The organism is Microcoleus sp. N9_A2 (assembly GCF_036701775.1).
Classification (GTDB): Bacteria; Cyanobacteriota; Cyanobacteriia; order Cyanobacteriales; family Microcoleaceae; genus Microcoleus.
The window spans coordinates 25,988-50,295 of the sequence record NZ_JAUBRH010000026.1 but is presented as its reverse complement, the minus strand read 5'-3'; the positions used below and the strand labels follow the sequence as shown (position 1 = coordinate 50,295).

At 45.1% G+C, this 24,308-nt stretch carries 21 protein-coding genes; 13 read left to right on the top strand and 8 right to left on the bottom strand.

Annotation, left to right across the window (positions count from 1 at the left end):
• The first annotated feature begins 100 nt into the window (after positions 1-100).
• The 5 genes from QUA44_RS16605 (at position 101) to QUA44_RS16585 (ending at position 6,902) form a co-directional block, all read left to right on the top strand.
• Positions 101-2,347: a glycoside hydrolase gene (locus QUA44_RS16605; protein ID WP_333252439.1), complete on the top strand. Its 2,247-nt coding sequence runs from the start codon at positions 101-103 to the stop codon at positions 2,345-2,347.
• Positions 2,348-2,577: 230 nt separating this feature from the next.
• Positions 2,578-5,151, top strand: a complete 2,574-nt coding sequence (locus QUA44_RS16600) for a PAS domain S-box protein (protein WP_333252479.1) — start codon at positions 2,578-2,580, stop codon at positions 5,149-5,151.
• A gap of 359 nt (positions 5,152-5,510) precedes the next feature.
• Positions 5,511-5,903: a response regulator gene (locus QUA44_RS16595; RefSeq protein WP_242715629.1), complete on the top strand. Its 393-nt coding sequence runs from the start codon at positions 5,511-5,513 to the stop codon at positions 5,901-5,903.
• 461 nt (positions 5,904-6,364) lie between these two features.
• On the top strand, positions 6,365-6,583 hold the full coding sequence (locus QUA44_RS16590; RefSeq protein ID WP_190655558.1) for a hypothetical protein: 219 nt from the start codon (positions 6,365-6,367) through the stop codon (positions 6,581-6,583).
• A 106-nt stretch (positions 6,584-6,689) separates the two neighbouring features.
• Positions 6,690-6,902 carry a hypothetical protein gene (locus tag QUA44_RS16585; protein ID WP_333252440.1) on the top strand — a complete coding sequence of 71 codons (213 nt, stop codon included), beginning with the start codon at positions 6,690-6,692 and terminating at the stop codon, positions 6,900-6,902.
• Between the two features lie 195 nt (positions 6,903-7,097).
• Here QUA44_RS16585 and QUA44_RS16580 read toward each other — a convergent pair whose 3' ends face one another.
• Positions 7,098-7,241: a chlorophyll a/b-binding protein gene (locus tag QUA44_RS16580; RefSeq protein WP_015176459.1), complete on the bottom strand. Its 144-nt coding sequence runs from the start codon at positions 7,239-7,241 to the stop codon at positions 7,098-7,100.
• 735 nt (positions 7,242-7,976) lie between these two features.
• Here QUA44_RS16580 and QUA44_RS16575 point away from each other — a divergent pair.
• The 3 genes from QUA44_RS16575 (at position 7,977) to QUA44_RS16565 (ending at position 10,226) form a co-directional block, all read left to right on the top strand.
• Complete coding sequence (locus QUA44_RS16575; protein ID WP_333252442.1) at positions 7,977-8,498, top strand: NYN domain-containing protein; 522 nt, start codon at positions 7,977-7,979, stop codon at positions 8,496-8,498.
• Positions 8,499-8,864: 366 nt separating this feature from the next.
• Positions 8,865-9,578: a ribonuclease III gene (gene rnc / locus QUA44_RS16570; RefSeq protein ID WP_333252443.1), complete on the top strand. Its 714-nt coding sequence runs from the start codon at positions 8,865-8,867 to the stop codon at positions 9,576-9,578.
• A 219-nt stretch (positions 9,579-9,797) separates the two neighbouring features.
• Entirely contained in the window at positions 9,798-10,226 is a 429-nt protein-coding gene (locus tag QUA44_RS16565; protein WP_194070672.1) for a DUF1824 family protein, read from the top strand.
• Between the two features lie 231 nt (positions 10,227-10,457).
• On the opposite strand, the gene glgA is transcribed toward QUA44_RS16565, so the two are convergent.
• The 5 genes from glgA to QUA44_RS16540 all read right to left on the bottom strand — a co-directional run bounded on the left by glgA (position 10,458) and on the right by QUA44_RS16540 (position 17,077).
• Positions 10,458-11,885 carry a glycogen synthase GlgA gene (gene glgA, locus QUA44_RS16560; protein WP_333252444.1) on the bottom strand — a complete coding sequence of 476 codons (1,428 nt, stop codon included), beginning with the start codon at positions 11,883-11,885 and terminating at the stop codon, positions 10,458-10,460.
• Positions 11,886-12,483: 598 nt separating this feature from the next.
• On the bottom strand, positions 12,484-13,308 hold the full coding sequence (locus tag QUA44_RS16555) for a S1C family serine protease (RefSeq protein WP_333252446.1): 825 nt from the start codon (positions 13,306-13,308) through the stop codon (positions 12,484-12,486).
• A 351-nt stretch (positions 13,309-13,659) separates the two neighbouring features.
• A complete protein-coding gene (gene hemC / locus QUA44_RS16550) occupies positions 13,660-14,631 on the bottom strand; it encodes a hydroxymethylbilane synthase (RefSeq protein WP_333252447.1) in 972 nt (323 codons plus the stop codon).
• 464 nt (positions 14,632-15,095) lie between these two features.
• Positions 15,096-16,124 carry a hypothetical protein gene (locus tag QUA44_RS16545; RefSeq protein ID WP_333252448.1) on the bottom strand — a complete coding sequence of 343 codons (1,029 nt, stop codon included), beginning with the start codon at positions 16,122-16,124 and terminating at the stop codon, positions 15,096-15,098.
• A 392-nt stretch (positions 16,125-16,516) separates the two neighbouring features.
• On the bottom strand, positions 16,517-17,077 hold the full coding sequence (locus tag QUA44_RS16540) for a hypothetical protein (RefSeq protein ID WP_333252449.1): 561 nt from the start codon (positions 17,075-17,077) through the stop codon (positions 16,517-16,519).
• Between the two features lie 189 nt (positions 17,078-17,266).
• On the opposite strand from QUA44_RS16540, the gene QUA44_RS16535 reads away from it, so the two are divergent.
• The 4 genes from QUA44_RS16535 (at position 17,267) to QUA44_RS16520 (ending at position 20,525) form a co-directional block, all read left to right on the top strand.
• Positions 17,267-18,352: an RNA ligase gene (locus tag QUA44_RS16535; protein WP_333252451.1), complete on the top strand. Its 1,086-nt coding sequence runs from the start codon at positions 17,267-17,269 to the stop codon at positions 18,350-18,352.
• 156 nt (positions 18,353-18,508) lie between these two features.
• Positions 18,509-19,357, top strand: a complete 849-nt coding sequence (locus QUA44_RS16530; protein ID WP_333252452.1) for a phosphatase domain-containing protein — start codon at positions 18,509-18,511, stop codon at positions 19,355-19,357.
• Between the two features lie 205 nt (positions 19,358-19,562).
• A complete protein-coding gene (locus QUA44_RS16525) occupies positions 19,563-19,805 on the top strand; it encodes a hypothetical protein (RefSeq protein WP_333252453.1) in 243 nt (80 codons plus the stop codon).
• Between the two features lie 135 nt (positions 19,806-19,940).
• Positions 19,941-20,525, top strand: a complete 585-nt coding sequence (locus tag QUA44_RS16520) for a Uma2 family endonuclease (protein WP_333252454.1) — start codon at positions 19,941-19,943, stop codon at positions 20,523-20,525.
• 253 nt (positions 20,526-20,778) lie between these two features.
• Here the strand turns inward: QUA44_RS16520 and QUA44_RS16515 are convergent, their stop codons facing one another.
• Entirely contained in the window at positions 20,779-22,314 is a 1,536-nt protein-coding gene (locus tag QUA44_RS16515) for a mercuric reductase (protein WP_333252455.1), read from the bottom strand.
• 16 nt (positions 22,315-22,330) lie between these two features.
• Positions 22,331-23,062, bottom strand: coding sequence for a TVP38/TMEM64 family protein (locus QUA44_RS16510; protein WP_333252456.1), 732 nt, complete (start codon positions 23,060-23,062; stop codon positions 22,331-22,333).
• A 77-nt stretch (positions 23,063-23,139) separates the two neighbouring features.
• On the opposite strand from QUA44_RS16510, the gene QUA44_RS16505 reads away from it, so the two are divergent.
• Complete coding sequence (locus QUA44_RS16505; protein WP_333252457.1) at positions 23,140-24,168, top strand: isochorismatase; 1,029 nt, start codon at positions 23,140-23,142, stop codon at positions 24,166-24,168.
• Positions 24,169-24,308: the final 140 nt, after the last annotated feature.

The window sequence follows — 24,308 nt, the reverse complement described above, 5'->3', positions numbered from 1 at the left end:
TACCAGTTGACTGTTGACTGTTACCAATTACCAAATTTAATTACCAATTACCCATTACCAATTACCAAATTCAATTACCAATTACCCATTACCAAATTCGATGTCTCACCCCCTTTACGTAGCCTTCATTTGGCACCAACACCAACCGCTGTATAAATCCCGAGTATCCGCTACAGCAAAAGAGGCTCAATACCGACTGCCTTGGGTGCGCCTGCACGGAGTCAAAGACTACTTGGATTTAGTGCTGATTTTGGCAAAATATCCCAAACTACATCAAACAGTAAACCTGGTTCCGTCCTTAATTTTGCAGATAGAAGACTGCATCGCAGACAGAGCATTAGACCCTTACTTGGCGGTGACATTAAAGCCAGTAGAAAATTTAAATATCGAAGAACAAGAGTTCATTTTAGAACACTTCTTTGACGCCAATTACCACACCCTGATTCAGCCACATCCCCGGTACGCTCAACTCTACACTCAGCGGCAGGAACAAGGCATTCAGTGGTGTTTGGCAAACTGGAAATTGCAGGATTTTAGCGACTTGCTGGCCTGGCACAATTTAGCTTGGATGGACCCGCTGTTTTGGGACGACCCCGAGATTGCAGGGTGGCTGAAACAAGGACAAAATTTTAGTTTGGTAGACAGAAAAAAAATCTACTCAAAACAAAAAGAAATCCTCGCCAAAATCATTCCCCAGCACCGAAAAATGCAAGCTGAGGGACAGTTGGAAGTCTCCACAACCCCGTACACGCACCCGATTTTGCCGCTGCTTGCCGATACCAACAGCGGGCGCATAGCTATTCCTAACATGACGCTGCCAAAACACCGGTTTGAGTGGGCAGAAGATATTCCCAGACACTTGAGAAAATCCTGGGAAATGTATCAAGAAAGGTTTGATTGTCAACCGCGCGGTTTGTGGCCGTCGGAACAAGCAGTCAGCCCGGAAATTTTGCCCTACATTGCTAAACAAGGTTTTAAATGGATTGTCTCGGATGAGGCAGTATTGGGGTGGACAATTAAACAGTTTTTTAACCGGGATGGGGCGGGGAATGTTTGCGAACCAGAATTGTTGTATCGCCCTTATCGTTTAGAAACTCCAGATGGCGATTTGGCGATCGTATTTCGAGACCACAGATTGTCTGATTTGATTGGGTTTACCTACGGTTCGATGGAACCGGAAAAAGCAGCGTCAGATTTGGTGGGACACTTGGAGGCGATCGGCAGAACTCTCAAACACCGACAGTCCGACGGCCAAACAGCTTTAGAAAATCCCTGGTTGGTGACGATCGCCCTAGACGGCGAAAATTGCTGGGAATTCTATCCCGAGGACGGCAAACCGTTCTTAGAATCGCTCTATGAAACTCTCAGCGACAGTCCAGATATCAAATTAGTCACAGTTTCGGAATTTCTCGACAAATTCCCAGCAACCGAAACAATACCCGCAGCCCAACTGCACACCGGTTCCTGGGTGGACGGTTCCCTGACAACTTGGATCGGCGATCCCGCGAAAAATCGGGCTTGGGACTTGTTAGGGGCGGCGAGACAAATGCTGGCCAACCATCCAGAGGCCACAGAAGAAAGCAACCCAGAAGCTTGGGAAGCGCTTTATGCGGCCGAAGGTTCCGACTGGTTCTGGTGGTTTGGCGAAGGCCACACGTCGAACCAAGATGCTATGTTCGACCAGCTATTTCGCGAACACGTAGCGGCGATTTACGAGGCTCTTGGCGAGCCCGTACCCCCGGAAGTGCGGCGGCAAGTAGAGGTGCATGAGGTTCAAGGCGACCACCAGCCGCTGAGCTTTATTCACCCGGTGATTGACGGTATCGGCAACGAACAGGATTGGGACAAAGCCGGTCGGATTGAAGTTGGCGGAGCAAGGGGTACGATGCACCGGAGTTCGGCAATTCAGCGGCTTTGGTACGGGGTTGACCACTTGAATTTTTACATTCGCGCCGACTTCAAGGCAGGGGTGCGGCCGGGAATTGATTGTCCTCCAGAGTTAAATTTGTTCTGGTTTTATCCCGATCGCACGATGAAAAACAGTCGGATTCCGCTGTCGGGTTTGCCCGACGAAGCACCGCTAAACTACCGATTCCACCATCAGTTAGAGGTTAATTTGCTGACGAAATCAATTGCGTTTCACGAAGCAGGAGAGGGGGATGAGTGGCAGCCCCGCCTCAGCCGGGCCCAAGTGGGATTGGATAAATGTTTGGAGATAGCAGTGCCCTGGGCGGATTTGCAGATTATGCCCGACTGGCAGGTGAGGCTGATTGCAGTTTTATCGGAAGGGGAGCGTTACTCTACCTGTATGCCGGAAGATGCTTTGATTCCGATCGGAATGCCGTAAAAAGACAGTTGACAGTTGACAGTTGTCAGTTGACAGTTGTCATTGGTCATTAGTTATTGGTCATTGGTCATTAGTCCTATTGTGTCCGGTCGTTCTACCGCTATAAAATTGGTTCGAGCGTTAGGACTTCAGTCCTCTGTCTTATGAGGACTGAAGTCCTCACTACAAACCTGAGACTGGGTGAATTTACCGAACATCACATCATTAGTCAGTGGGAAATTAACAAACTAATGAGTCGCATTTTGCTATTGGTCGATCGCCACCAACAACCTAATTTGCCGATCGCACACCTCAACATCGAGCATGAGGTGATTGTACTCGATCGCGCTTTAGATCCCAACTCCGAATTTCCCTTTCCCCAAATCGCTTTTGACTTGTGCATTCTCGACGAGGCAAATTTCGATCGCATCGGGCCGCTGGTAGAATCATTAAAAGCTGCCGCCGAGCCGATATTTTTACCGTTTTTGCTTGTTAGTAAATCCCAAACGCCTGCTCTTTCTGAGCAGCCATTTTCGCAGCAGGCAAAACAACTCGAACGCAGAATAGACGATTTGATAGTAAGTCTAAGTCCCGTCGAACCCACCCAACTGCACTTGCGGGTAGAGAATTTGTTGGCCCGCAGGCGGCTGTCGCTAGAACTCCACAGACTTCAGGAAGCAATTAAAGAAAGGACTTTTACAGAAAGTTTGTTAATCGATTCGCTGCAAACGGCAAACGAAAACCTGCAACGGGAAACCGCCAAGCGGGCGGAGGTAGAAGCTGTACCGCCAGAAAACTCCTATCTCGACTCGCTGATGAATGCCATGCCAGATATTGTCTGCTTCAAAGATCACGAGGGCAGGTGGCTGGAGGCAAATAAAGCGATATTGGAAGTGTTCGAGCTAGAAAAAATAGACTACCACGGCCTCACAGATTCTGAGCTAGGAGAACTCAGCAGTTTTTACCGCGAGGCCCTACAGGCGTGCGAGGTCAGCGATCGAGAAGCGTGGGCAAAAGGTAAGCTTTCTAGGGGGGAAGAAATGATTCCCCGATCGGACGGTACTGTGAAAATCTACGACGTGATTAAAGTACCCGTATTTCACCCCGACGGCAGACGCAAAAGTATCGTGATTTTGGGCCGCGACATCACGGAATACAAGCAAACTAGAGACGAACTCGTGCGCTTAGCCTCGATTGTCGAGTCTTCCGACGACGGCATCGTCAGCAAAACCCTCGCCGGGACAATTCAGAGCTGGAACGCAGGAGCAGAGAAGATTTACGGCTACTGTGCGGCGGAAATCAAGGGGAAGTCGATCGAGATTTTAGCCATACCCGAACGCCCCAAGGAAATGCCCCAAATTCTGGAAAATATTAGGGCTGGAGCCAGCATCGACCATTACGAAACCGTGCACTTGCGGAAAGACGGCCAACAGATAGATGTGTCTCTGACTATTTCTCCAATTAAAGACGCCACTGGAGCGCTAACGGGCATTTCGACAATCGCTCGCGACATCAGCGACAGCAAGCGAGTCGAAAAAGCCTTTGAACAACTCCGCCACCAAACAGAAATGATTTTGTTCTCCGCAGGAGAAGGAATTTGCGGGTTGAACAAACAGGGAAAAGTAACTTTTGTCAATCCGGCGGCGGTGAGAATGGCTGGGTGTGAATCGAAGGAATTGATTGATCGACCAGTCTATGAAAGCTTACACCGTTCACATGAAAAATTCTCAAAGGCGATCGAGCAACTGTCACCTGCAACAAACATCAATTCAGGCTCTGAACTTGTCCCACACTGCGCCGCACAGCAGGCGGACAAACTGCTGCCGAACCGGGTAAGTTCTCAAATTTTAGCCACCTTGGAAGACGGAGAGGCGCGGCGCGTCACCGATGAGATTTTTTGGCGGCGAGACGGCAGCAGTTTTCCGGTTGAGTACGTTGTTGCTCCGATGCGAGAAGAAGGCGAAATTATTGGAGCTGTGGTGAATTTTAAAGATATCACGGAGCGGCTTGCCGTCGAGCGCATGAAAGATGAATTCATCTCTGTGGTCAGCCACGAACTGCGGACGCCCATGACCTCGATTCACGGCGCCCTCGGCCTCCTCAACAGCGGCCTGCTGGACGCTTACCCCCAGAAAGCTAAGCGGATGCTGGAGATTGCTGTCACTAATACTGACCGCTTAGTGCGGTTGGTCAACGACATCCTGGATTTAGAGCGGATGGAGTCGAGTTACAGCACTGTCATCAAACAAACTTGCAATGTGGCTGAGCTGATGTTGCAGGCGACTGACGAGATGCAGGGAATGGCTCAGCAGGCGGGAGTTACTCTGTCGGTGAAGCCTGTGGGGGCGCAATTGCAAGCTGTTCCCGATCGGCTAATTCAAGCCTTGACAAATTTACTCAGTAATGCTATAAAATTTTCTCCCTCCGGCGCTACTGTTTGGCTGAGTGGGGAGTTGACCCACAATCTGGATGTGGCAGAAAAAGCAGCGCACAAGTCGGTGTCGTCTTCGTCTTTGTTGTCTCCTGAGCCTGCCGCCGCGCCTCCGCACTTGCCAGTTCCGAGCTCGTGGTACATCGTGATTGCTGTGAAAGACCAAGGGCGGGGTATTCCGCCAGACAAGCTGGAGATGGTCTTTGAACGCTTTCAACAAGTTGATGCTTCTGATTCTCGCCAGAAGGGAGGTACTGGTTTGGGGCTGGCTATTTGTCGCAGTATCGTACAGCAGCACGGGGGGCGGATGTGGGTGGAGAGCGTTGTGGGGGAGGGCAGCACTTTTTTCTTAAGTCTGCCACTTCTGAGGGAGGGGCTGGCAACTGAAAGTTAATTTCTACGCAGGTGTACCCAAAGTTACTGATTTTGTGCAGATTGTTCGATCAAGTCATCGATAAACAATCTCAGCCTTTTCTGCAGTTTGGGGACTGCGGGCAAAAAGCACAATTTGAGGTCGAAAAGCGGCTGTTTTTGGGTGGGATATTTTACAGCAACGGCGCCAGACGGTTAGGAAGTTCTTAGTTGAAACCCTGGCTGTCGATGGCAACTTAGGTCTTCCTTGTTCCTTCTTCCTTCAACATTTGCTATACAGTTTTGAAAATTTACTGTACAGTCCGATCTGGTAAGATAATTTGCTTTACAAAATATTCACATTTCGCCTCTAATCTATGATCAGTTCTCATTCATAAAAAAATGTTAATTTTGACTGCGAAGCGCATCTTGGTTATTGACGATGCGGAAGATATTCGGGAAGTAGCTCAAGTCAGTCTTGAACTGGTGGGGGGCTGGGAAGTCCTGACAGCGAGTTCGGGCCGCGAGGGCGTTGCTAAGGCTCTTGCCGAACAGCCTGATGCTATTCTATTGGACGTGATGATGCCCGACCAAGACGGGCCTACTACTTTTCTACAGTTACAAGCTAATAATGCTACGCAGCACATTCCGGTAATTTTATTGACAGCTAAGGCTCTGGCTGGGGACAGGCGGATGTTCGCTGATTTGGGGGTGGTGAGCGTGATTGCTAAGCCTTTTGAACCGATGTTTTTGGCGGCTCAGGTCGCTGAGGCTTTGGGCTGGGAGCAAGAATAGATCGATCGCGCGCATTGAATTGTGCAGCTTTTCAAGCAGTAGTTTTGCAGGCAAAGAGAGTTAAAAAAACTTGGTTTCTTGGTATGGTTCCTTAGATCCAATCGGGGCGATCGGACAGCATATATGTAGCGACTTAGGCGCCGTACCTTTCGTCCTGTCAGCTTAAGACTAAAAACCTCAGTCCGGTATCAGTTTCAACCCTGTCGGTATTGGGGTGAAATTGATACCAATTAGGGATGCCTAAATCCCTATGGGTAGTGAGTTCATTTAACCGAATTCGGCCTCAGCCATGAGAACAGTATTCCTACTGATGTATCGGGAAAATATAAGCTAGCAGGATTATTTTACTTTTTGTAACAACTCACTCGTCTTCATAAGTTCTTCAGGTTTTAGTTTTATGTTTAAGCAGAACGTCAGGGATCGCTCCTGACTGTTGGCAGACACATTGGGAGAAGACGACTATGCCCTCAGCTTACATTTTGCTACTAATAGTTTCTCTGGCAGCAGTCTGGGTTTACTGGCAAACCTCTCAAGATATTTTTGTTCTTGTGGCTTGGGCCGGGCTGGGTTGTTTTATTTGGGGTTTCTCTTGGGCTCCTTGGAGCGTTCAGCTTTTGATTGTGGTGTTACTCTTGGGCCTCCAAAAGTGCTACTTGCGCGACGCTCAAAGCTGTGAGTGAAAGAGATTTTTTATTTTGGTGCCTGGAATTGAGATGTGCAGGCATTCGTGAATCTCTCTAATGATTGGGTTATCGCTCCATATCTTCAAAAAAGGTTTAAAATATCATGAATAGTTGCCCTTGTTGCTCCTCTCAATTGCTCCGCCACGCTCGCCACAATCGCGTTTACTGGTTCTGCTCGCACTGCTGGCAGGAAATGCCGGATCTGTCGGAGATGATTTTACGTAACAGCGCGCGGACTCACAAACGCGACGGTTTGGTGAAGGTTGCGAATTTGACTCCTAAATTGAGGATTTTTGATTCTGTAGAAATTGCTTAGTTTGCTGGAGTTAGTCTCGCGATAAATATTGAGACGGAAAAGATTTTTGATTGTGCAATCTGTTGGATTTTGTGATAAAAAATGCAAAAGCCCCTTCCGTGTGAAGTGAAGGGGACTTATTAGCGGGGGGCTTTTGCACTTGTGATGGGGTCGATCGCCCGACTGAATTTCAGCTATTGTATGCAGTTAAGCTGATTACATCAAACCAATTTGAGAGAGAATGCCTTGACCGGTGAGGAATTCGGTAGCTAGACCGATAACGAAGCCCAACATTGCCAAACGGCCGTTCCAGGTTTCAGCAAACTCAGTGAAGCCAACTTTTGCGTCTTTGTTTTCCATGACCAGAAACCTCGTTTAATTTCAACCTTATGTAACTAAACTTAACACAAGAGTAGAAACATTGCAACATATTTTTACATTTGGTTTTTTAATGCCGGAGATAAACGGGATGGGCCTGGGGGCAGAGGGGCTTGTGGGCGATCGTACTTGTCAGGCGAGAAACCGGGTTTCTTGGGATATTTCTCGTGACTCGTGGCCAAAACTCATAGAAACCAGGTTTCTGAGGGTGCGTAACTGGCGGTATCAGGTGGGTGGAAACCCCATTCAGATATACAAAGATGTCAGAAAAATAATTTTTACCGAATACTTGACATCCCATAATTAAAACGCCATACTCAAAGCACAGCTAAAACTAAATATCGCATTCAAAATCAAGGAATGTTGATTGAGTCGTCTTAGCTACACGGTTTATAAAACTGGGGCAAGTTTCTAGCACCCCGTTGAGCGGAAAGTAAGTCTAATGTCGTTTTAACAAGTTGATACAAGCTTGAGAAAATCGAAACATTATTGAGTTTCATTTCCCTTCAACGGGCTGCTACTAAACTCGTTCCAGTTCTGTAAACCCTGTAGCTAAGACGCTAATCAAATCCCTACAAAGTCACAGTGTTTTGTGGTAACAGATTTTCCTGTGCCGAGATGTTCATTTTTGAGCAAATCCACAGACAAAACTCCATTAATGCTAGATGCGCGATATGTCGAGGCTGTCCAGTCAACCTAATTTTAGGAAATAATACAATGGCGGACAATCATCGAACCACAGCCCAACAAAAAAGCCAGTCTCAGCGAGTTTTTCTACTTTCGGATGGTGAGAACGTCCAATTAAATCCAAAGCAAGGTGAATTAGTGGTCGCTTTTGCCCAATCAAAAGGGTGTTTAGATTGCCAAATACATTACTATAACCCGCAGCACAAAAATCAAGTTAGCGCCAAAAATCAGCTAGAAAAGATTGGTTTTCAAGGCGTTCCAGTTCGCAATTCAGGCAAAAATAGTGTAGATAAACAATTGGTGTTTGACTGTATTAAACGAGTTGCAATTAAGCCTTCTCCTGACAAAATTATCCTAGTTTCAGGAGATAGGGACTTTGCAGGTTTAATCGCAGTTTTGATGGCTTTGGGTAAAACAGTCATCGTTTTTGCACGGCGCGAAAGTGCCAGCAAAAAACTGATTAAGCTCGTTGGTGAGGATAACTTTCATTATGTAGACGAATTGTCTAGTTTGTGTGCAGGATTGAAACCGCAACTTGAAAATTTAAAATAGCTGTCAATAGAAGCAGAAAAATTATCTGCTTGAAGTTGCACAGTTGCACAGTCCGCCAGGGAATGAATTCCCTGTCTAATAGCTAAAGTCGGTTAAAACCGACTGACATACAGTTAAAAAATACAATCTTCAGTCCTCTTAAGAGGACTTGAGCTATGAGCCAGGGGTTAAAACCCCTGGCGGACTGACGGGCTAACGGGCTAATGGTAAAAGCGCCAGATATCTGTTAAAATTTACCCCGCCGCAGATCGCAAAAATCCAGTTTATTTGATAAACTAGATTCTCCAAACCTACCGCTATCTGCGGCTCTTTCATGTCCACATAATAACACCAAACTGTAAAAGTAATAACAATTACCAAACTCCTATGCCATTAACTAATCCAACACAAGAACTCAAAATTACCCTTCCCGAATTCAAAAATGAAAAACTGCTGCGCCAAGCCCTCACCCACCGTTCATACGTTAACGAAAACCCCACGTTCCGCGAAGAAGACAACGAACGCTTAGAATTTCTCGGCGATGCTTTGCTGACTTTTCTCAGCGGCGAATATCTCTATCAGCGCCATCCAGAAATGGGAGAAGACCAACTGACTCGCAGACGTTCAGCCCTAGTAGATGAAAAACAATTAGCCAGATTTGCTACTGAAATCAATTTAGATTTAAAAATGCGGCTCGGAAAAGGAGCTTATCGAGAAGGTGGGATTACTAATCCAAATTTGCTCAGCAGCACTTTTGAAGCATTTATTGGCGCTTACTATCTCGATACGCAAGATATGGACAAAGTTAGCCAGTTTGTGTGGCAAATGTTTGATTCTGTTCCCGAAAATGTGGTGGAAACTCGATCGACTGTAGACTCGAAAAATCGCTTTCAAGAATGGGTACAAGCCAACGGTGACACGACTCCCCCTAAATACGTGACAGTTCAAGCAGGAGGCACACCCCACAAGCCGGAATTTCTCGCTAAAGTTTATGTCGCAGAGAAACTCTATGGAGAAGGTAAAGGCAAAAGCAAAAAAGATGCTGAGAAAAATGCGGCAGAAGATGCACTAGCTAGGCTGAAAAAACGCGGACTGATCTAAACTTGAAAACGCGGGTAAAAACTACTAGCTTTTTTGTGCGATTCGGGCGTTGGCTAAGCCATTGAAGACGATCGCCCAAAATGATTTCCCGATCCACAATTAGGCTATAATCAGGGCTGGCGCGACTGTTACCGCCGTCGATCGAGGGTTGCAATAGCAGAAATTCGTTGACGAGTGCCAGATTGTCGATCGTACTTTTGGTAAATATCAGAGCAATTCATGTCTACTCAAAACCCGACTACCCTGACTGTTGAAGCAGCACAGCAAATCCTCAAAGATTTTACTTGTCTGGATATGCAATCTGTAGCGTCGCCGCTGGAAAAACAGGCGTTACGTCAAGCGATTTTGCTAGTAGCAAGTTTGTCGGATTATCAAATGCTGGGAGTTTGCGCTGCTTCGACGGATGAGGGTTTTTTAGCTTTAGAAACTTATTTGAAAGCTTTCGGATATCAAGCTGTTTTAGATCCAAATACTGGTTCGACCTTTACCGGTTCGGTTTATATTAAGTTCAATACTTTGAAGGGTTCCTATTATGTTGATGGTTATCCGGGAACTTACCGAGGAGTTTTAGTGTCGTGTCAATTTTCCTCGGAAGATGGAGTTAGCGGGACTTACGGCCATTTACCTCTCGATTTATTTGTTGATTAATTGGGCATTGGGCATTGGGCATTGGGCATCGGGGATTGGGCATTGGGGATTGGGGATTGGGCATTGGGCATTGGGCATCGGGCATTGGAGCAAAAAACTAACAACTAACAAAGAACAAATAACAAATAACAAATAACAACAGTCAACAGCCAACAGCCAACAGCCAACAGCCAACAGTCAACAGTCAACAGTCAAATGTCAACTGTCAACTGTCAACTTACTCATTACCAATTAACCCTTACCACCGCTCAATTCGGGTTCTGGTTCCGGTGCGTTTTCTTCGGGCGATATCCCCAAAATGTCGCTGTACAAATTGACATATTTCTTGGCAGAAATATCCCACCCAAAATCTTCTCTCATGCCGCGCTGTTGCAGTTCTTTCCACTTATCTTTGTAGCGGAAACCTTCCCAAGTTCTGATCATGCAGGTGAACAAATCGAGGGGTTCGTAGCGATCGAAACAGTAACCAGTACCAGTATTGTCGATCGGGTTATTGTGGGAAACGGTATCAACTAAACCGCCGGTGCGGCGCACCATTGGGACGCAGCCGTAGCGGAGGGCGAGCATTTGGCTGATGCCGCAGGGCTCGAAACGGCTGGGCATCAGGAAGGTGTCGCAGCCTGCGTAAACGCGACGGGAGAGGGCTTCGTTGTAGAGCAATTGAGTGGACATCCGACCGGGATAGCGGGCTGTCATTTGCCAGAGTTGGGTTTCGTAGTAGCGATCGCCCGTTCCGAGTACAATAAACTGAGCGTCGGTATAGGCCATGAACAGATCGAGCATTTGAATGATCAAATCCAATCCCTTCTGTTCTACCAGCCGCGTCACCATGCCGATTAAAAAGGCACCTTTATTCACTTCCAAACCGACTTCTTCTTGCAGGGCAATTTTGTTAGCTGGGCGCTTTTCTAGCGTATCAACACTGAATTGTTGATGGAGGTACTTGTCAGTTGCTGGGTTGTAAGATTCTGTATCAATTCCGTTCAAAATTCCCGAAACTTTGCCGCCGATGTAAGACAGCAAACCTTCCAAAGTTTCGCCGTAAGCTGGGGTTTTGATTTGCTCGGCGTAGGTTGGCGAAACTGTATTTACGCGATCGGCAAACTGTACTGCAGCAGCCATTGTATTGTGACCTTGCATATACCAAGGACACCAAGTCATCTGTTCCAAACGCCAGCGCCACGGCCCTTGATAAGCTAAATTGTGAATAGTAAAAACCGTGCTGATATCGGGGTCAGGCTTCATCCAAACAGGTATCATCCCCGTGTGCCAGTCGTGACAGTGGATAATCTGGGGTTTCCAGTAATTCCAGGCAAATTCAGCGGCAGCATTAGCAAAAAAAGTGAACCTCCAATCTTCATCTAAACCACCGTAAACGCGGCGCGGCAAGAAAGATGGATGTTGCAATAAGTATAAAGGTACATCGGTTCCCGCCAAAACACTTTCAAAGACTGAGAAATTTTGGAACATCGCCGCCCCATTCCAAACAGGTTTTTTGGGAACGTCCATTTTGTCGGGAACGAAGCCGTAGTAGGGCATGAAGATGCGGACATCGTGTCCCATGCGCCGCAAAAACTTAGGCAAAGCGCCGACGACATCGCCCATGCCGCCAACTTTGGCCAGGGGTGCTGCTTCGGCAGATACAAATAAAATTCGCATTATTTTTGTGTGTTCCTTGGGATAGTTAGTCTAGATTAAGTTTAAATGGCGAGGGACACAATGTTAACGCGCTGTCCAAAAACAAGTATAAATCTCTATTGTCGGTGGTTAAGCAAAAAATGTTAGCGATCCCTTTAAACAGTTAGTCGAGGCTGTGAAGGAAATATCAAATCTCAAGTTTCAAATCTCCAGTCTGCAATCGACTTTCAAGGTAGGAAGTATGGAGTTTCTGCCATATCGGATGCCGGCAGATAGTTGGGATACAAACACTGCCAATTGCTAGAGCGATCGCACCTACTGTACCTGACTATCTATGTCGCTGGGGCGATCGTGTAAATTATTGTTACAAAAATTCGCACTGTGCGTAAAAATAAAAGGCTTTTTCCTAAATACCTACATCTCCTGAAATTTGGGGAGAAAAAAGCTATGGGGTTTTTATCAAATAACCCGGAACAATCATCCTCACCTCAGCGTTAAATTCAATTAATTGTTAATTTATGGGTGGGGTGGGGGCGGGTTTTGATCATTTGTCGTTTGGTGTCAAATATCTGGGTCAACCCGCCCCTACAAATCTGGAAAATCTATCAACAATTCCCGACTAATTTTGAGAATCTTCCTCAAAAGTTTCCTCAAATCCAGCTAAAAAGTCATCCAAAGCTTCAGAAGCGATCGCCAAATTAATACTATCAGCATCCTCCAATCCCCACACATTCACCCCAACCACTTGACCGGCCATATTAATCAGCGGCCCGCCGGAATTTCCCGGATTAATCGCCGCATCAGTTTGCAACACCTTCACCTCAGCAACCCGATCCTCTTCCTCCCCTTCCTCAGACTCGTCAGGTTCGCGAATTGCACTAATAATACCTTGAGTTAAAGTTGCAGCAAACTGTCCCAAAGGATTACCCACCGCAATTACCCGATCGCCCACTTTCACATCAAAAGATAACTCTAAAGGAGGATGTTCTTGGGGAGATTCCACTTGTTCCCCTGTTTCCGGATCGAAGGTAAAATCGCTAATCAAAAGTAATGCTAAATCTTCTTCAGCATTACCAGTAAACACCACCTCGGCCAATCTCAACTTTCCGTCATTAGTTTCTACTAAAACCTGTTCGATTTCATCTTCTTCATAGAAGTAATCTTCATCCGCAATATCTTCGATAACGTGATAGTTAGTGACAATTATGTCCGGCGATACAAAAAAGCCGCTTCCCGAAGAAATTTCTTGTTCTGTATCCCAATCCATCACGTAAACTGAAACTATCGACGGCAAGATTTGTTCGACGACATCCGAGAAACTTCCTGCTTGAGTTTTGAACTCTTTCAATTGCTGCTGCAAAGCTTTTTGGTCTGCCTGCATTTTGCGATAAAGTTCCTGAACTTTTTTCACTTCCAGCTTTAATTGAGTTGCTCTAGCGCTCATGTTTTTGCCTTTCCCTAAAATAGATTGCTGATTTATTTGGGATGTTTGATTGTAGATTTTGGATTGGTATGTTGACAAGAATCAGACTAAGACCCAAGAAACCCGGTTTTTCCGAAAAATCCTAGGCTTTGCACCTTGGCATCCATCCATAAACCTGGTTTCTCAACAGCAGTCCTCAATTAGTCAGATATTTGTGAAATCATCCGCAATTTTCTCTAAAATTCCCATCAAACACCTAGAAACATACTACTAATTTACTCATTTTTGTCAAAGCGAAACGCCAGTTATTATTTTTAAATAAAAGGCGATATTTCGCGTTTAAAAGCATTGACAAATAAATGCTGAATTGGTTTAGGAACCGCGTTTAACTTCGATAAAAATTTCCTCCAAAATTTCGCTGGCTCCCTGTTCGCGCAGGCGGTGAGCGAGGTCAATTCCCAGCATTTCAGCAGTCTCGGCAGCGCCGGAAACAGTATCTTTGACGAAGCGCTGGCCGTCGAGACTCGATACCATTCCGGTTAAGGTTAATTGACCGTTTTCTATTTTGGTATTGACGCCGATTGGTACTTGACAGCCGCCTTCTAATTCCCGCAGAAATGCGCGTTCGGCATAACATCTTTGGGCGGTTTCCGTATGTTCGAGAGCTTTGATCACTGCCATGATTTCTGTGTCTCCAGCGCGGCATTCGATGCCCAATGCACCTTGTCCGACGGCGTGAAGGGAGATTTCGGGAGCGATAACTTGGTGGATGCGATCACCCATTCCCAATCTTTCCAATCCTGCAACTGCTAAAATAATGGCGTCGTAACCGCCATCATCTAATTTAGCGAGTCGAGTATTGAGATTGCCGCGAATATCTTTAAATTCAAAATGAGGGAAATGGTGCCGCAGTTGAGCCAGCCGCCGCAGGGAAGAAGTGCCGATTACGGAACCTGCGGGGAGGGTATCTAGTTGCTTGTCTTTGTGCTTGGAGTGAACTACCAAGGCGTCAGCGGGATTTTCCCGTTCGGTGACGCATCCTAAAATTAAACCTTCGGGCAAATTGGTAGGTAAATCTTTGAGGGAATGAACGGCAAAGTCCGTTTCATTGTTGAGCATCCCCGTTTCTAATTCTTTGGTGAAAAGTCCTTTGTCGCCGATTTTAGCGAGGGCGACATCAAGAATTATGTCCCCTTGGGTGGACATGGTGTGGACTTCAAAAGTGTGTTCCGGGAAGTGTTTCTGTAGCTGTTCTTGCACCCAGTGGGTTTGCACTAGAGCGAGTTGGCTTTTGCGGGAACCGATGCGGACGGTTCGGGAGGGGGCAGATGTGGTTGGGGACATAAGATCGATTGGAGGATAGCTTGAAATCAGCCAATATATTGACCTGATCTAGCGTACCGCAGGTGGGGACTTTAATTGCTGGTTGGCACAATTAGGGGGATAAAACTGAGCCGATCGACCTGGAGAGCGAAAGGCAGCCGACGCTGTATGATTTGCCTAGGGTCGATCGGGCCTAAGCTGGTGCAAGCTGAAGAGTTTGCTCCCAGGTTGCAGGATTTGAGGAGAGAAATGTGGGAATAAGGGGAAAAGGGCAATGTAATTGCGATCGAACTTCTCAAGCCACCTAATAGCTTACCATCAACAGTGGACTTATTGCATAAATCACAAGTTCGATCGGTCAACCGCAGATGCCAGAAAGATAAACACCGATGGACGCAGATAATTTCTAGATTCTTTGCGAAAAAAGGCAATTCAAGTCTAGTGATAGCTATTACCAAATCTCAAATTTAAAATCTAAAATAGTATTAACGTGACCCAGCTTGAAGTGCAGAATTTGCTATCCCAACAACTTCTGACTGCCTTCCATTTTTGAGACTTACTCGGTAAAGTACACCCAGCCTTTGCCACTCCACATAAGAAATGCAGTAATTACCACAAGTTTGGAAATAAATTCCCCTCATTCCGCCTGCTAATTCAATGCTTCTATAAGTATCCCTAGGCAATTGCGATGGAGGCGAAAACGGTTCATTTTTTTTAGCTGTGATTGTGCCAAAAGCACAAGCTCCGCCGCGGCAGTCTTTGCCTAAATACATTTCAACAATGTAACCGTGGGAGCCAGCTTGCACATCAAAATCAAGTTGCTGAGTGTCAGATAAAGGAAGTAGGCTCGGTAGAAAAACAGGTACTCGTGTTTTGCCTTTGATTTGCTGAGAAATGTTACTTACTGGAAAACGAGTATTAGCTTGATTTGTACCTGAATTGTTGGGAATTGGGGGAAATTTTTGGACAAAGTTTCTCCATTGTACAACTCTAGTTTTCTCAACGTTCAGAGTAGGAATAGAATATTTTTCTACAGCAACAGATGGCTGGCCGCCTGGAAGGTCGAAATTGCGGCGAATTACTGTAATTTCTGGTTTCCCTAACCCGTAAGTTGTGGCTGTGGTACGGGCGAGATTGCAGCTAATTTTGAAGTTTCCCATGTCAATGTTGCCATTGGCGGCTCCGTATGACCAATTGTAACCGGCCCAAGTGCGATCGCGATCGCACAAAAAACGCGAAATCTCAAACATCTTGGCAATATGAACATCGTAGAGGCGCAGCTTGCGGCTGCTGGTAGATTGTGCAGTATTGCGATCGGGCACAATAAATTGGGCGGATTGCCAGCCATCTTGAGAAGTATAATTAAACCAGCGAATTTCTGTGATTTGCGTTTCTGTCCTTGCTAGGGCTGAGTATGGTATCAAAACTGCGTTAGCGAAGCCATCGAAGAGGATCGTCAAAGCAGTAACCACACCAACAACAATCGCCCCAAATAGCCATCTTCCCCTCATCATAATTTCCCTCCAAGTAGATAAGTATAACAAACCATATTACATTCGGCTGCGGCTTGCTGTCGATTAACATTTATAGCCTTTCTAAAACAGGTGAGAAGTCAATCGATTTTAAATTTAAGATACTTCGATTTCGCCCTACAAGTTTTAGATTAATGGATTGAGAAATTGAAGGATTGACTGCTCATATCCTGTCCGGTAGATTACCACCATAAAAAAGGTTCATAGCGCGGACTAAAGTCCGCATAATGAACAAAATTTTATCGTTGTCAATCGAACTGACTTGATATCAATACCTCATTTTTCACTCTAACTGCCATATCATACAATAACAGTAAGATACGCCCAAAAGACGCACCCTACATAATTATTTCCTGTATTCAAGACTGCAAAACTTAACGTTTTCTCGCTAAAATAGCAGAATTAGCTGTTAAAATTAAATCCGATTCTCCTCCGTTTTTAATTGATATGGTATACATAAACCCCTGGTTTTTCCACTGAATAGATGCCGTGCAGTAAGCACCGCAACCGTTGTGAAAAACTCCGTTCATTCCGCCGGCAAGTTTAACATTTTTTAAAGTCTTAGTTACCCCTTCTACTTTCTTAGAAAATTCACCGCCTTTTTGAGCTCGAACTTCCCCAAAATTGCAAGCTCCCGCACCCCGGCAATTTGCTGTATAATCTATTGAAATAGCATAGCTATTTGGTTGCGCTTGGCTGTAATAGTAAAGCTTCCGCGAAACAATAAGCCGAGTGGGAATAAAAATCGGCACTTGTGTTTTGCCTTTTAATTTTGCCAAGATTTGACTTACCGGGACAGCAGTACCCGCTACAGCCACAGATTGGGTTTCCGGCAACCGCTGCGACAATTCGCCCGCACCCAAAACTCGCGATACAGGTACTAAAGCAGTCAACACGCACGCAGCAGTCGCCAAAAGTAATAATTTATTGTTCACTGTTTTTGTCCTAGATGTTGAAACATTCCCTTTTTGTCCCCAACTGCATTCACCTATTTACAACGATACTCCACAATACAAAAATCATCAGATGGCTCCCAGAAAAAATAGTTTAATTTTTGTTTACAAATTCGCCAAAATATACAGTTGCCGATAAAATAGAGCAAGCGACAAACTTAGGAGTCGAACGTGGAACTGCAAGAGTATTTACGCCAGCACGGATTGGAAACTTTGTGCGAAACTTATCATATCAAAGTTACCCGCCACCGCCAATACCCCAATCTAGTCTGTTTGAAATACTCGCAGATAGAATCTCCCCTGGGAGAAAAAATAGTCCAGCAGTGCCGCGGTATTATTTTAGATGAGTCTCAAGATTGGCAGATTGTTTCTTATCCCTACGACAAATTTTTTAATTACGGGGAAGGCCACGCCGCGGCAATTGATTGGAGTCATGCCAAGGTTTACGAAAAATTAGACGGTTCTTTGACTGTACTTTATTTTTATCAAGGAGAATGGAGAGTTCAATCTAGCGGCACTCCCGACGCAGCGGGCGAAGTTAACGGTTTTGGGTTCAGCTTTGCGGAACTGTTTTGGAAAGTCTGGCAAGAATTGGGATATCAATTGCCGACAGAAACTGACCATTGTTTTATCTTTGAGTTGATGACACCTTACAATAGAATAGTTGTTCAACAAGCCAACAATCAAATCGTGTTGCATGGAGTTCGCAATACTCAAACACTCCTCGAAATAGATCGGAGCTTTTGGGCCCAAAAATACGGCTGGGAATTAGTCGCATCCTATCCTTTAACTAGCTGGAAAGAAGTCATCGAAGCAGCCCAACATTTAGATCCGATGGATTCGGAAGGGTATATTATTTGCGATGCTAACTTCAACAAAGTTAAAGTTAAGTCTCCCCAGTACGTCGCGATTTCTCACCTTCGCGAAGGATTTTCTACGCGCCGGATGATCGAAATTATTTTGACTAATGAAGGAGAAGAGTTTTTAGCTTATTTTCCTGAGTGGATTGATTTGTATCAAAAAGTTAAGCAAAAATATGAATTGTTAGTCCAAGAAATTGAGGAGGTTTACCGACAAAAAGAACATATCGAAGTGCAGAAAGATTTTGCGCTGGCTGTGAAACATTTGCCGTATTCGGGGATTTTGTTTTCTTTGCGAAACCGCAGAGTTGCGGGCGTGAAAGAAGCTCTGCGCGATGTTACAATTCATAAGATAGAGGAGTTATTGGGTTTGGATTACATCAATTTAGGTTTGTAAACTAACCGCTAGATGATTTGTAGTCGCATCAAGTAAGATGCGAGTGTACAATTTCCAGCCTCCCCAGTAGGCACAGGTGCGTCGCCATGAGATTGTCGATGAAATTTAGAGATTTTTGAGGGCGACGCACCCTACCAGTTACTATTATTTATTGCAATGAAAAGAGTTGTTGTACTTGTCGGTTTGCCTGCTTCGGGAAAATCTCAATTTGCGCGAGAATTGCTGCTGTCTGAACCTGCAAGATGGGTGCGGACGAATAAAGATTTGTTGAGAGAAATGGCTCATGCTTCCCATTGGTCGCCGGCGCATGAAAAGTTTATTTTGCAGTTGAGAGATACGGTTATTTTGATGGCTTTGGAAAGTGGCAAGCACGTAATTGTTGATGATACTAATTTCGGGCCTCACATCGAGCAGATCAAACAGTTGGTGAAGGGGAAAGCTATCGTTGAGGTTAATGATTCTTTCCTGCAAGTTCCGGTGGAGGAATGTATTAAACGGGATTTGAAAAGACTTAATTCGGTGGGGAAAGATGTGATTTTGAAGATGTACAATAAGTATGTGCGGGTTCCGGTTGCGCCGCCGGAATATAACCCGGATTTGCCGGATGCAATTCTTGTAGATATGGACGGTACGCTGGCACTTCTCAATGGTAGAAATCCTTTTGATGCTTCAAAGTGCGATCGCGATTTACCGAATCAGCCCGTCTTAGATACCGTCCGCAAGTGGCAGTCCAGCGCTAATATTATTGTAGTGTCGGGAAGAACCGATGACTGTCAGCCTCAAACTGAACAATGGTTGCAGCAGTATGAGGTGAATTATCACAGTCTTTATATGCGGAAAACTGGGGATATGAGGAAGGATGCAATTATGAAGGAGGAGTTTTACTGGCAGCATATTGCAGGGAAACATAATGTGAGGTTTGTGTTGGACGATCGCCAGCAGGTGGTTGATATGTGGCGAAGCTTGGGATTGACGGTATTTCAAGTAGATGAAGGGGATTTTTAAGGCAGGGTTTGTTTGGGTTTGGCGATCGCAATTAGGTTAACATAGTTAAACGTAAAATGTGACATATCTTAAATGCGCGACATCCAAGAAACCGGGTTTCTGCGATAATCTCAACATCCCCACCAAATTTTACAAAGAAACCGGGTTTCTGACTCTCCACGCGCGAATCTACTTGCAGGATATAATATTACTTGGCAGTTAAATTATGAGAACCAAAATTAAAAAAGAAATTTTACAGTTGGTAGCTCAAAATGATGGTAAGTGGTATTGGTATCAAATTGACCGCTACCTTAGTATCCGTCATCCAGAAACGCCTGGTCCGTACTTTAACGAAATTAAAGCACTTAAAGAAGAAGGATTGATTGATGAGCGGAAATATTCGGGTTCTAAATTTATAGGAGACTGGATGACTGATGCAGGAAGAGCGCGATTACAAGAATTGGGTTAATTGAAAGCAAATTAATTATCTTTATGCTAATGCTAATTCGGTTTGCTATGTCGATTCAAAAGGTTTGTTTACTGCGGGTGATGCTCAAACCAACTTTAATGCTAAAATCAAACTAAGATTGAAAAAAAAATTGTTATGATAGCCATTCCCCAAGCACCCAAAAAAATGACCGTTGAGGAATACCTCGAATGGGAAGCTCAACAAGAGATTCGCCACGAATATGTCAACGGCGAAGTTTTTGCCATGACAGGCAGTACAATTCCTCATAACGATCTTGCACTCAACTTTTACACTGCATTGCGCCCGCATCTGCGTTCCAGAGGCTGTCGGATGAACGTGTCAGATGTGAAATTGCAAGTCAGTTTTCAAAGCCGTTACTACTATCCTGATGTGATAGTCAGTTGCGATCCTGAAGACTTGAATTCCCGCACATTCATTCAGAATCCTAAAATAATTGTGGAAGTTCTCTCCCCTAGTACAAGTGCTAAGGATAGGGATGAAAAATTTACTTGTTACCTGAAAATTCCGACTTTGCAAGAGTATATCTTGATTGATTCACAAAAGATTTTTGTTGAGCGTTACTGTCGGGGAGAAGGCAGAATGTGGCTGTACTATTCTTACAATGCTGGGGAGATTATCACTTTATCAAGTATTGGGTTTGATTTGCCGATCGCACTTTTGTATGAAGGTGTTGGATTTGAAACAGAAACAGAAACGTAAATGGGAATGTTGAAAACCGCACATTTCGTAGGGGCGGGTTCACCGACATTTCGAACACAAATCGAACAATCTGTTAAACCCGCCCTCCACCGCCCAATTTTACATCAACATTTTATCCCATACATTAAGGCTAGATTTGTATTTGCGATCGGGTGGGGGCGGGTTTGCGAGATTATTCATTTTTCCCAGAGATGGTTGGCGAACCCGCCCCTACGGTTCAATTTTATCTGGTGTTGATTCGGTACATTTCACATTACCGCGTCCAAGCCAGCCATTTATTGAACAAATTTTTCACAAACGGCGTTAACCGAGTGCGATTGTACGCATCCCCAGCTTTGCGAATTGCTTCCGCTTGCGTCGGATACGGGTGAATTGTGCTAGCAATCTTTCCCAAACCAATATTGTTAACCATTGCCAATGTAATCTCGCTGATCATATCGCCAGCGTGTCGCGCTACAATTGTTGCACCTAATATTTTGTCGCTGCCTTTCTTGACGTGAATTTTCACAAAACCTTCCTCTTCGCCGTCAATAATTGCCCGATCGACTTTATCGAAAGGAATCAAAAATGTATCGACATCAATTCCTTGGGCTTGAATTTCGCGATCGCCCATTCCGACGCGCGCAATTTCCGGATCTGTATAAGTACACCAAGGTATCGTCAAAGCGCTGAGCTTTTTGCGCCCGAAAAACAGAGTGTTTTGAATCACCATTCTCGCGGCAAAATCAGCAGCGTGAGTAAATTTATGCTTCATGCAAATGTCCCCAGCGGCATAAATGCGGGGATTGGTAGTTTGCAAATTGTCATTGACAAATACGCCTTTTTGTGTATCGTATTCTACGCTGACAGATTCCAGATTCAATCCTTCCACATTGGGCGATCGCCCCACACTCACAATAATTTCATCTACTATTACCGATGCTTCCTGGTTTTGCGATTGATAATAAATTACTTTGCCTAAATTTGTTTGCTCAACGCGAGATATTTGGGATTCAAGTATTAGTTGAATTCCTTCCCGCAGAAAAACCTGCTGCACAATTGTCGCAGCATCCGCATCTTCCTCGTCCAAAATATGAGCATTTTTGTGCAGCAACACGACTTCCGAACCCAGCCTGCGAAAGGCTTGAGCCAATTCGCAGCCGATTGCCCCAGCGCCAATTACGGCCAAACGCTGAGGCTTTTGAGTGAGGTTAAATACGGTTTCATTTGTCAAATATCCAGCTTCCTGTAAGCCGGGAATTTGTGGTTGTCGCGCCCTTGCACCTGTGGCAATTACTGCTTTTTTAAAGCGCAGAGTTTGACCGGCCACTTCTATGGTAGAATTGCTAGTGAAACTACCGGAACCTAAGAAAACATCGACTCCTAATTTGTGCTGGTAGCGTTCAACTGAATCCACATCGCTGATTCCCGATCTGATCCGGCGCATCCGTTCCATGACTGCGGCAAAATCTACTTCTGGAGTGTTAGAAACATTAACGCCAAATTTACTCGCATGCCAGATATCGCCGACAGCGCGGGCCGATCGAATCATGGCTTTTGACGGGACACAACCGACATTCAAACAGTCGCCGCCCATCAAATGTTTTTCAATTAAAGCAACTTTTGCGCCCAAACCTGCGGCACCCGCAGCAACAATTAATCCAGCGGGCCCCGCGCCAATTACTACTAAATTATAAGAACTAGCCGGCTGCGGATTCACCCAATCGGGCGGATGCAAATAGGAGACTAATTTCTGGTTGTGTTCGTCCATCGGGGGGACAGTTACGCGATCGACTTTTGACTGCGGCATTCACAAATCCTCCTAATTAAATACTTTCTTCCAAAGCTTTGCTGGCTATGCGAGTGATAAAGACAGTAACAGCGACTGTAGCAAGAAAACTGATAATATTAATCAACCATTTTATGGCGAAATCTTGAGGACTTGCATACAGAGTTTCCGTGCCTATCGCAGCAACCTCTCCCACCAAAGAACCGGAGTAAACGTACATAATTGTACCCGGTATCATGCCAAAGGAACCCAGCACGTAATCTTTCAAAGAAACCTGAGTAATTCCCAGAGCGTAATTCAATAAATTGAAAGGAAATAAAGGACAAAGACGAGTCAAAAAAACTATTTTTAATCCTTGTTGGGAAACAGCGCGATCGAGAGCTTTAAACTTGGGGTGAGATTCCATATATTTTACCACGCGATCGCGGCACAAATAGCGCCCGATCGCAAAAGCAAATACAGCACCTAAAGTCGAAGCCGCAAAGACGTAAACAGAACCCCACCACAAACCAAAAATCGCCCCGCCTCCCAGCGTCAGTACCGAACCCGGTACAAACAGCACAGTAGCCAAGTTGTAAGTAGCTACGAAAGCCACTGGCCCCCACCAGCCTAAATCCTCAATCCGCATTAACAGAGTTCTCAAAACATCTTGAATGTAGGCAGATCTAGTTGCTACAATCAAGAGAGCAAGCAAAAGTGCGATCAAAAAAAACAACACTATGCGTTTAAATTTTACCCTAGCATAATCTTGGATTCGTTCTTTTGCCATGATTAACCCGCAAATATTTATCAGCATTATACTCCAAACTTAAATTATTGCTGTAAACTACCCTACAAGCGATCGTCATGACACCAAAAGCCCAACTTCCAATCCCCGAACATTTCGACCCCAAAAAAGTAGGCGAAGTCTGGCGAGTACCCTACCGAGAACGCGCCGCCCAAGCGAAAGATTGGGCAAAGCAGCACAGCATTCAGTCAGCATCCAGCGACACAAACCGCATTTGTTTGCTGATAATCGATGCCCAAAATACCTTTTGTTTGCCCGAATTTGAACTATTTGTTGGCGGACGTTCCGGTAGCGGTGCAGTTGATGACAACCTGCGACTGTGCGAATTTATCTACCGCAATTTAAACGCAATTACAACCATTGCACCCACAATGGACACCCACACCGCCATGCAAATTTTTCATCCAATCTTTTGGATCAATGAAGCAGGCGAACACCCCCTACCCGCCGCAACTTCTATTACACTCGAAGAAGTAGAAAAAGGTATTTGGAAAGTCAATCCCGCCGTCGCCGATAGCATCAGCGGGGGCAATTTTTCAGCACTGGAAAAACAGGCTTGCCACTACGTCAAAAAACTTAGCGCCGATGGGAAATATCCCCTAACAATTTGGCCTTATCACTCGATGTTAGGTGGCATCGGACACGCGCTGGTTTCGGCGGTGGAAGAAGCAATATTTTTTCATACTATAGCGCGCAACAGCCAAGCACTTTTTGAAATCAAAGGCGGGAATCCACTAACAGAAAACTATTCTGTTTTGCGGCCTGAAGTTTTAGATGGATTCGACGGTTATCCGATTGCGGAAAAGAATGCTAAGTTTATTGATAAATTGCTCGATTTTGATGCAGTAATTATTGCCGGACAAGCCAAAAGTCACTGCGTTGCTTGGACAATTGATGATTTGTTAACGGAAATTTTGACGCGAGATCCGAATTTGGCAAAGAAGGTTTATTTGCTGGAAGATTGCACTTCGCCTGTGGTTGTTCCGGGTGTTGTTGATTTTACGGAACAAGCAGATGCAGCTTATCAAAAATTTGCGGCTGCGGGAATGAATATTGTTCAATCTACTGAGTTAATTCTGGGCGATTAAATACGAGTGGTTTCTCTTGGGGTTTTCAGTGGAAAAAAGTATACAGGATTAGGCAGAGGCGGTAATTTTTGTTTGCTTGGCACTCGGCTGCGATCGCATTTAACTGATAGCTTATGATATCATATCGGGTAAGCTGTTAC

What these genes read in the sequence shown, in the direction of transcription:
- QUA44_RS16605 (WP_333252439.1), top strand. Translation starts at nt 101, where the DNA reads ATGTCTCACCCCCTTTACGTAGCCTTCATTTGGCACCAACACCAACCG.
- QUA44_RS16600 (WP_333252479.1), top strand. Translation starts at nt 2,578, where the DNA reads ATGAGTCGCATTTTGCTATTGGTCGATCGCCACCAACAACCTAATTTG.
- QUA44_RS16595 (WP_242715629.1), top strand. Translation starts at nt 5,511, where the DNA reads ATGTTAATTTTGACTGCGAAGCGCATCTTGGTTATTGACGATGCGGAA.
- QUA44_RS16590 (WP_190655558.1), top strand. Translation starts at nt 6,365, where the DNA reads ATGCCCTCAGCTTACATTTTGCTACTAATAGTTTCTCTGGCAGCAGTC.
- QUA44_RS16585 (WP_333252440.1), top strand. Translation starts at nt 6,690, where the DNA reads ATGAATAGTTGCCCTTGTTGCTCCTCTCAATTGCTCCGCCACGCTCGC.
- QUA44_RS16580 (WP_015176459.1), bottom strand. Translation starts at nt 7,241, where the DNA reads ATGGAAAACAAAGACGCAAAAGTTGGCTTCACTGAGTTTGCTGAAACC.
- QUA44_RS16575 (WP_333252442.1), top strand. Translation starts at nt 7,977, where the DNA reads ATGGCGGACAATCATCGAACCACAGCCCAACAAAAAAGCCAGTCTCAG.
- rnc (WP_333252443.1), top strand. Translation starts at nt 8,865, where the DNA reads ATGCCATTAACTAATCCAACACAAGAACTCAAAATTACCCTTCCCGAA.
- QUA44_RS16565 (WP_194070672.1), top strand. Translation starts at nt 9,798, where the DNA reads ATGTCTACTCAAAACCCGACTACCCTGACTGTTGAAGCAGCACAGCAA.
- glgA (WP_333252444.1), bottom strand. Translation starts at nt 11,885, where the DNA reads ATGCGAATTTTATTTGTATCTGCCGAAGCAGCACCCCTGGCCAAAGTT.
- QUA44_RS16555 (WP_333252446.1), bottom strand. Translation starts at nt 13,308, where the DNA reads ATGAGCGCTAGAGCAACTCAATTAAAGCTGGAAGTGAAAAAAGTTCAG.
- hemC (WP_333252447.1), bottom strand. Translation starts at nt 14,631, where the DNA reads ATGTCCCCAACCACATCTGCCCCCTCCCGAACCGTCCGCATCGGTTCC.
- QUA44_RS16545 (WP_333252448.1), bottom strand. Translation starts at nt 16,124, where the DNA reads ATGATGAGGGGAAGATGGCTATTTGGGGCGATTGTTGTTGGTGTGGTT.
- QUA44_RS16530 (WP_333252452.1), top strand. Translation starts at nt 18,509, where the DNA reads ATGAAAAGAGTTGTTGTACTTGTCGGTTTGCCTGCTTCGGGAAAATCT.
- QUA44_RS16525 (WP_333252453.1), top strand. Translation starts at nt 19,563, where the DNA reads ATGAGAACCAAAATTAAAAAAGAAATTTTACAGTTGGTAGCTCAAAAT.
- QUA44_RS16520 (WP_333252454.1), top strand. Translation starts at nt 19,941, where the DNA reads ATGATAGCCATTCCCCAAGCACCCAAAAAAATGACCGTTGAGGAATAC.
- QUA44_RS16515 (WP_333252455.1), bottom strand. Translation starts at nt 22,314, where the DNA reads ATGCCGCAGTCAAAAGTCGATCGCGTAACTGTCCCCCCGATGGACGAA.
- QUA44_RS16510 (WP_333252456.1), bottom strand. Translation starts at nt 23,062, where the DNA reads ATGGCAAAAGAACGAATCCAAGATTATGCTAGGGTAAAATTTAAACGC.
- QUA44_RS16505 (WP_333252457.1), top strand. Translation starts at nt 23,140, where the DNA reads ATGACACCAAAAGCCCAACTTCCAATCCCCGAACATTTCGACCCCAAA.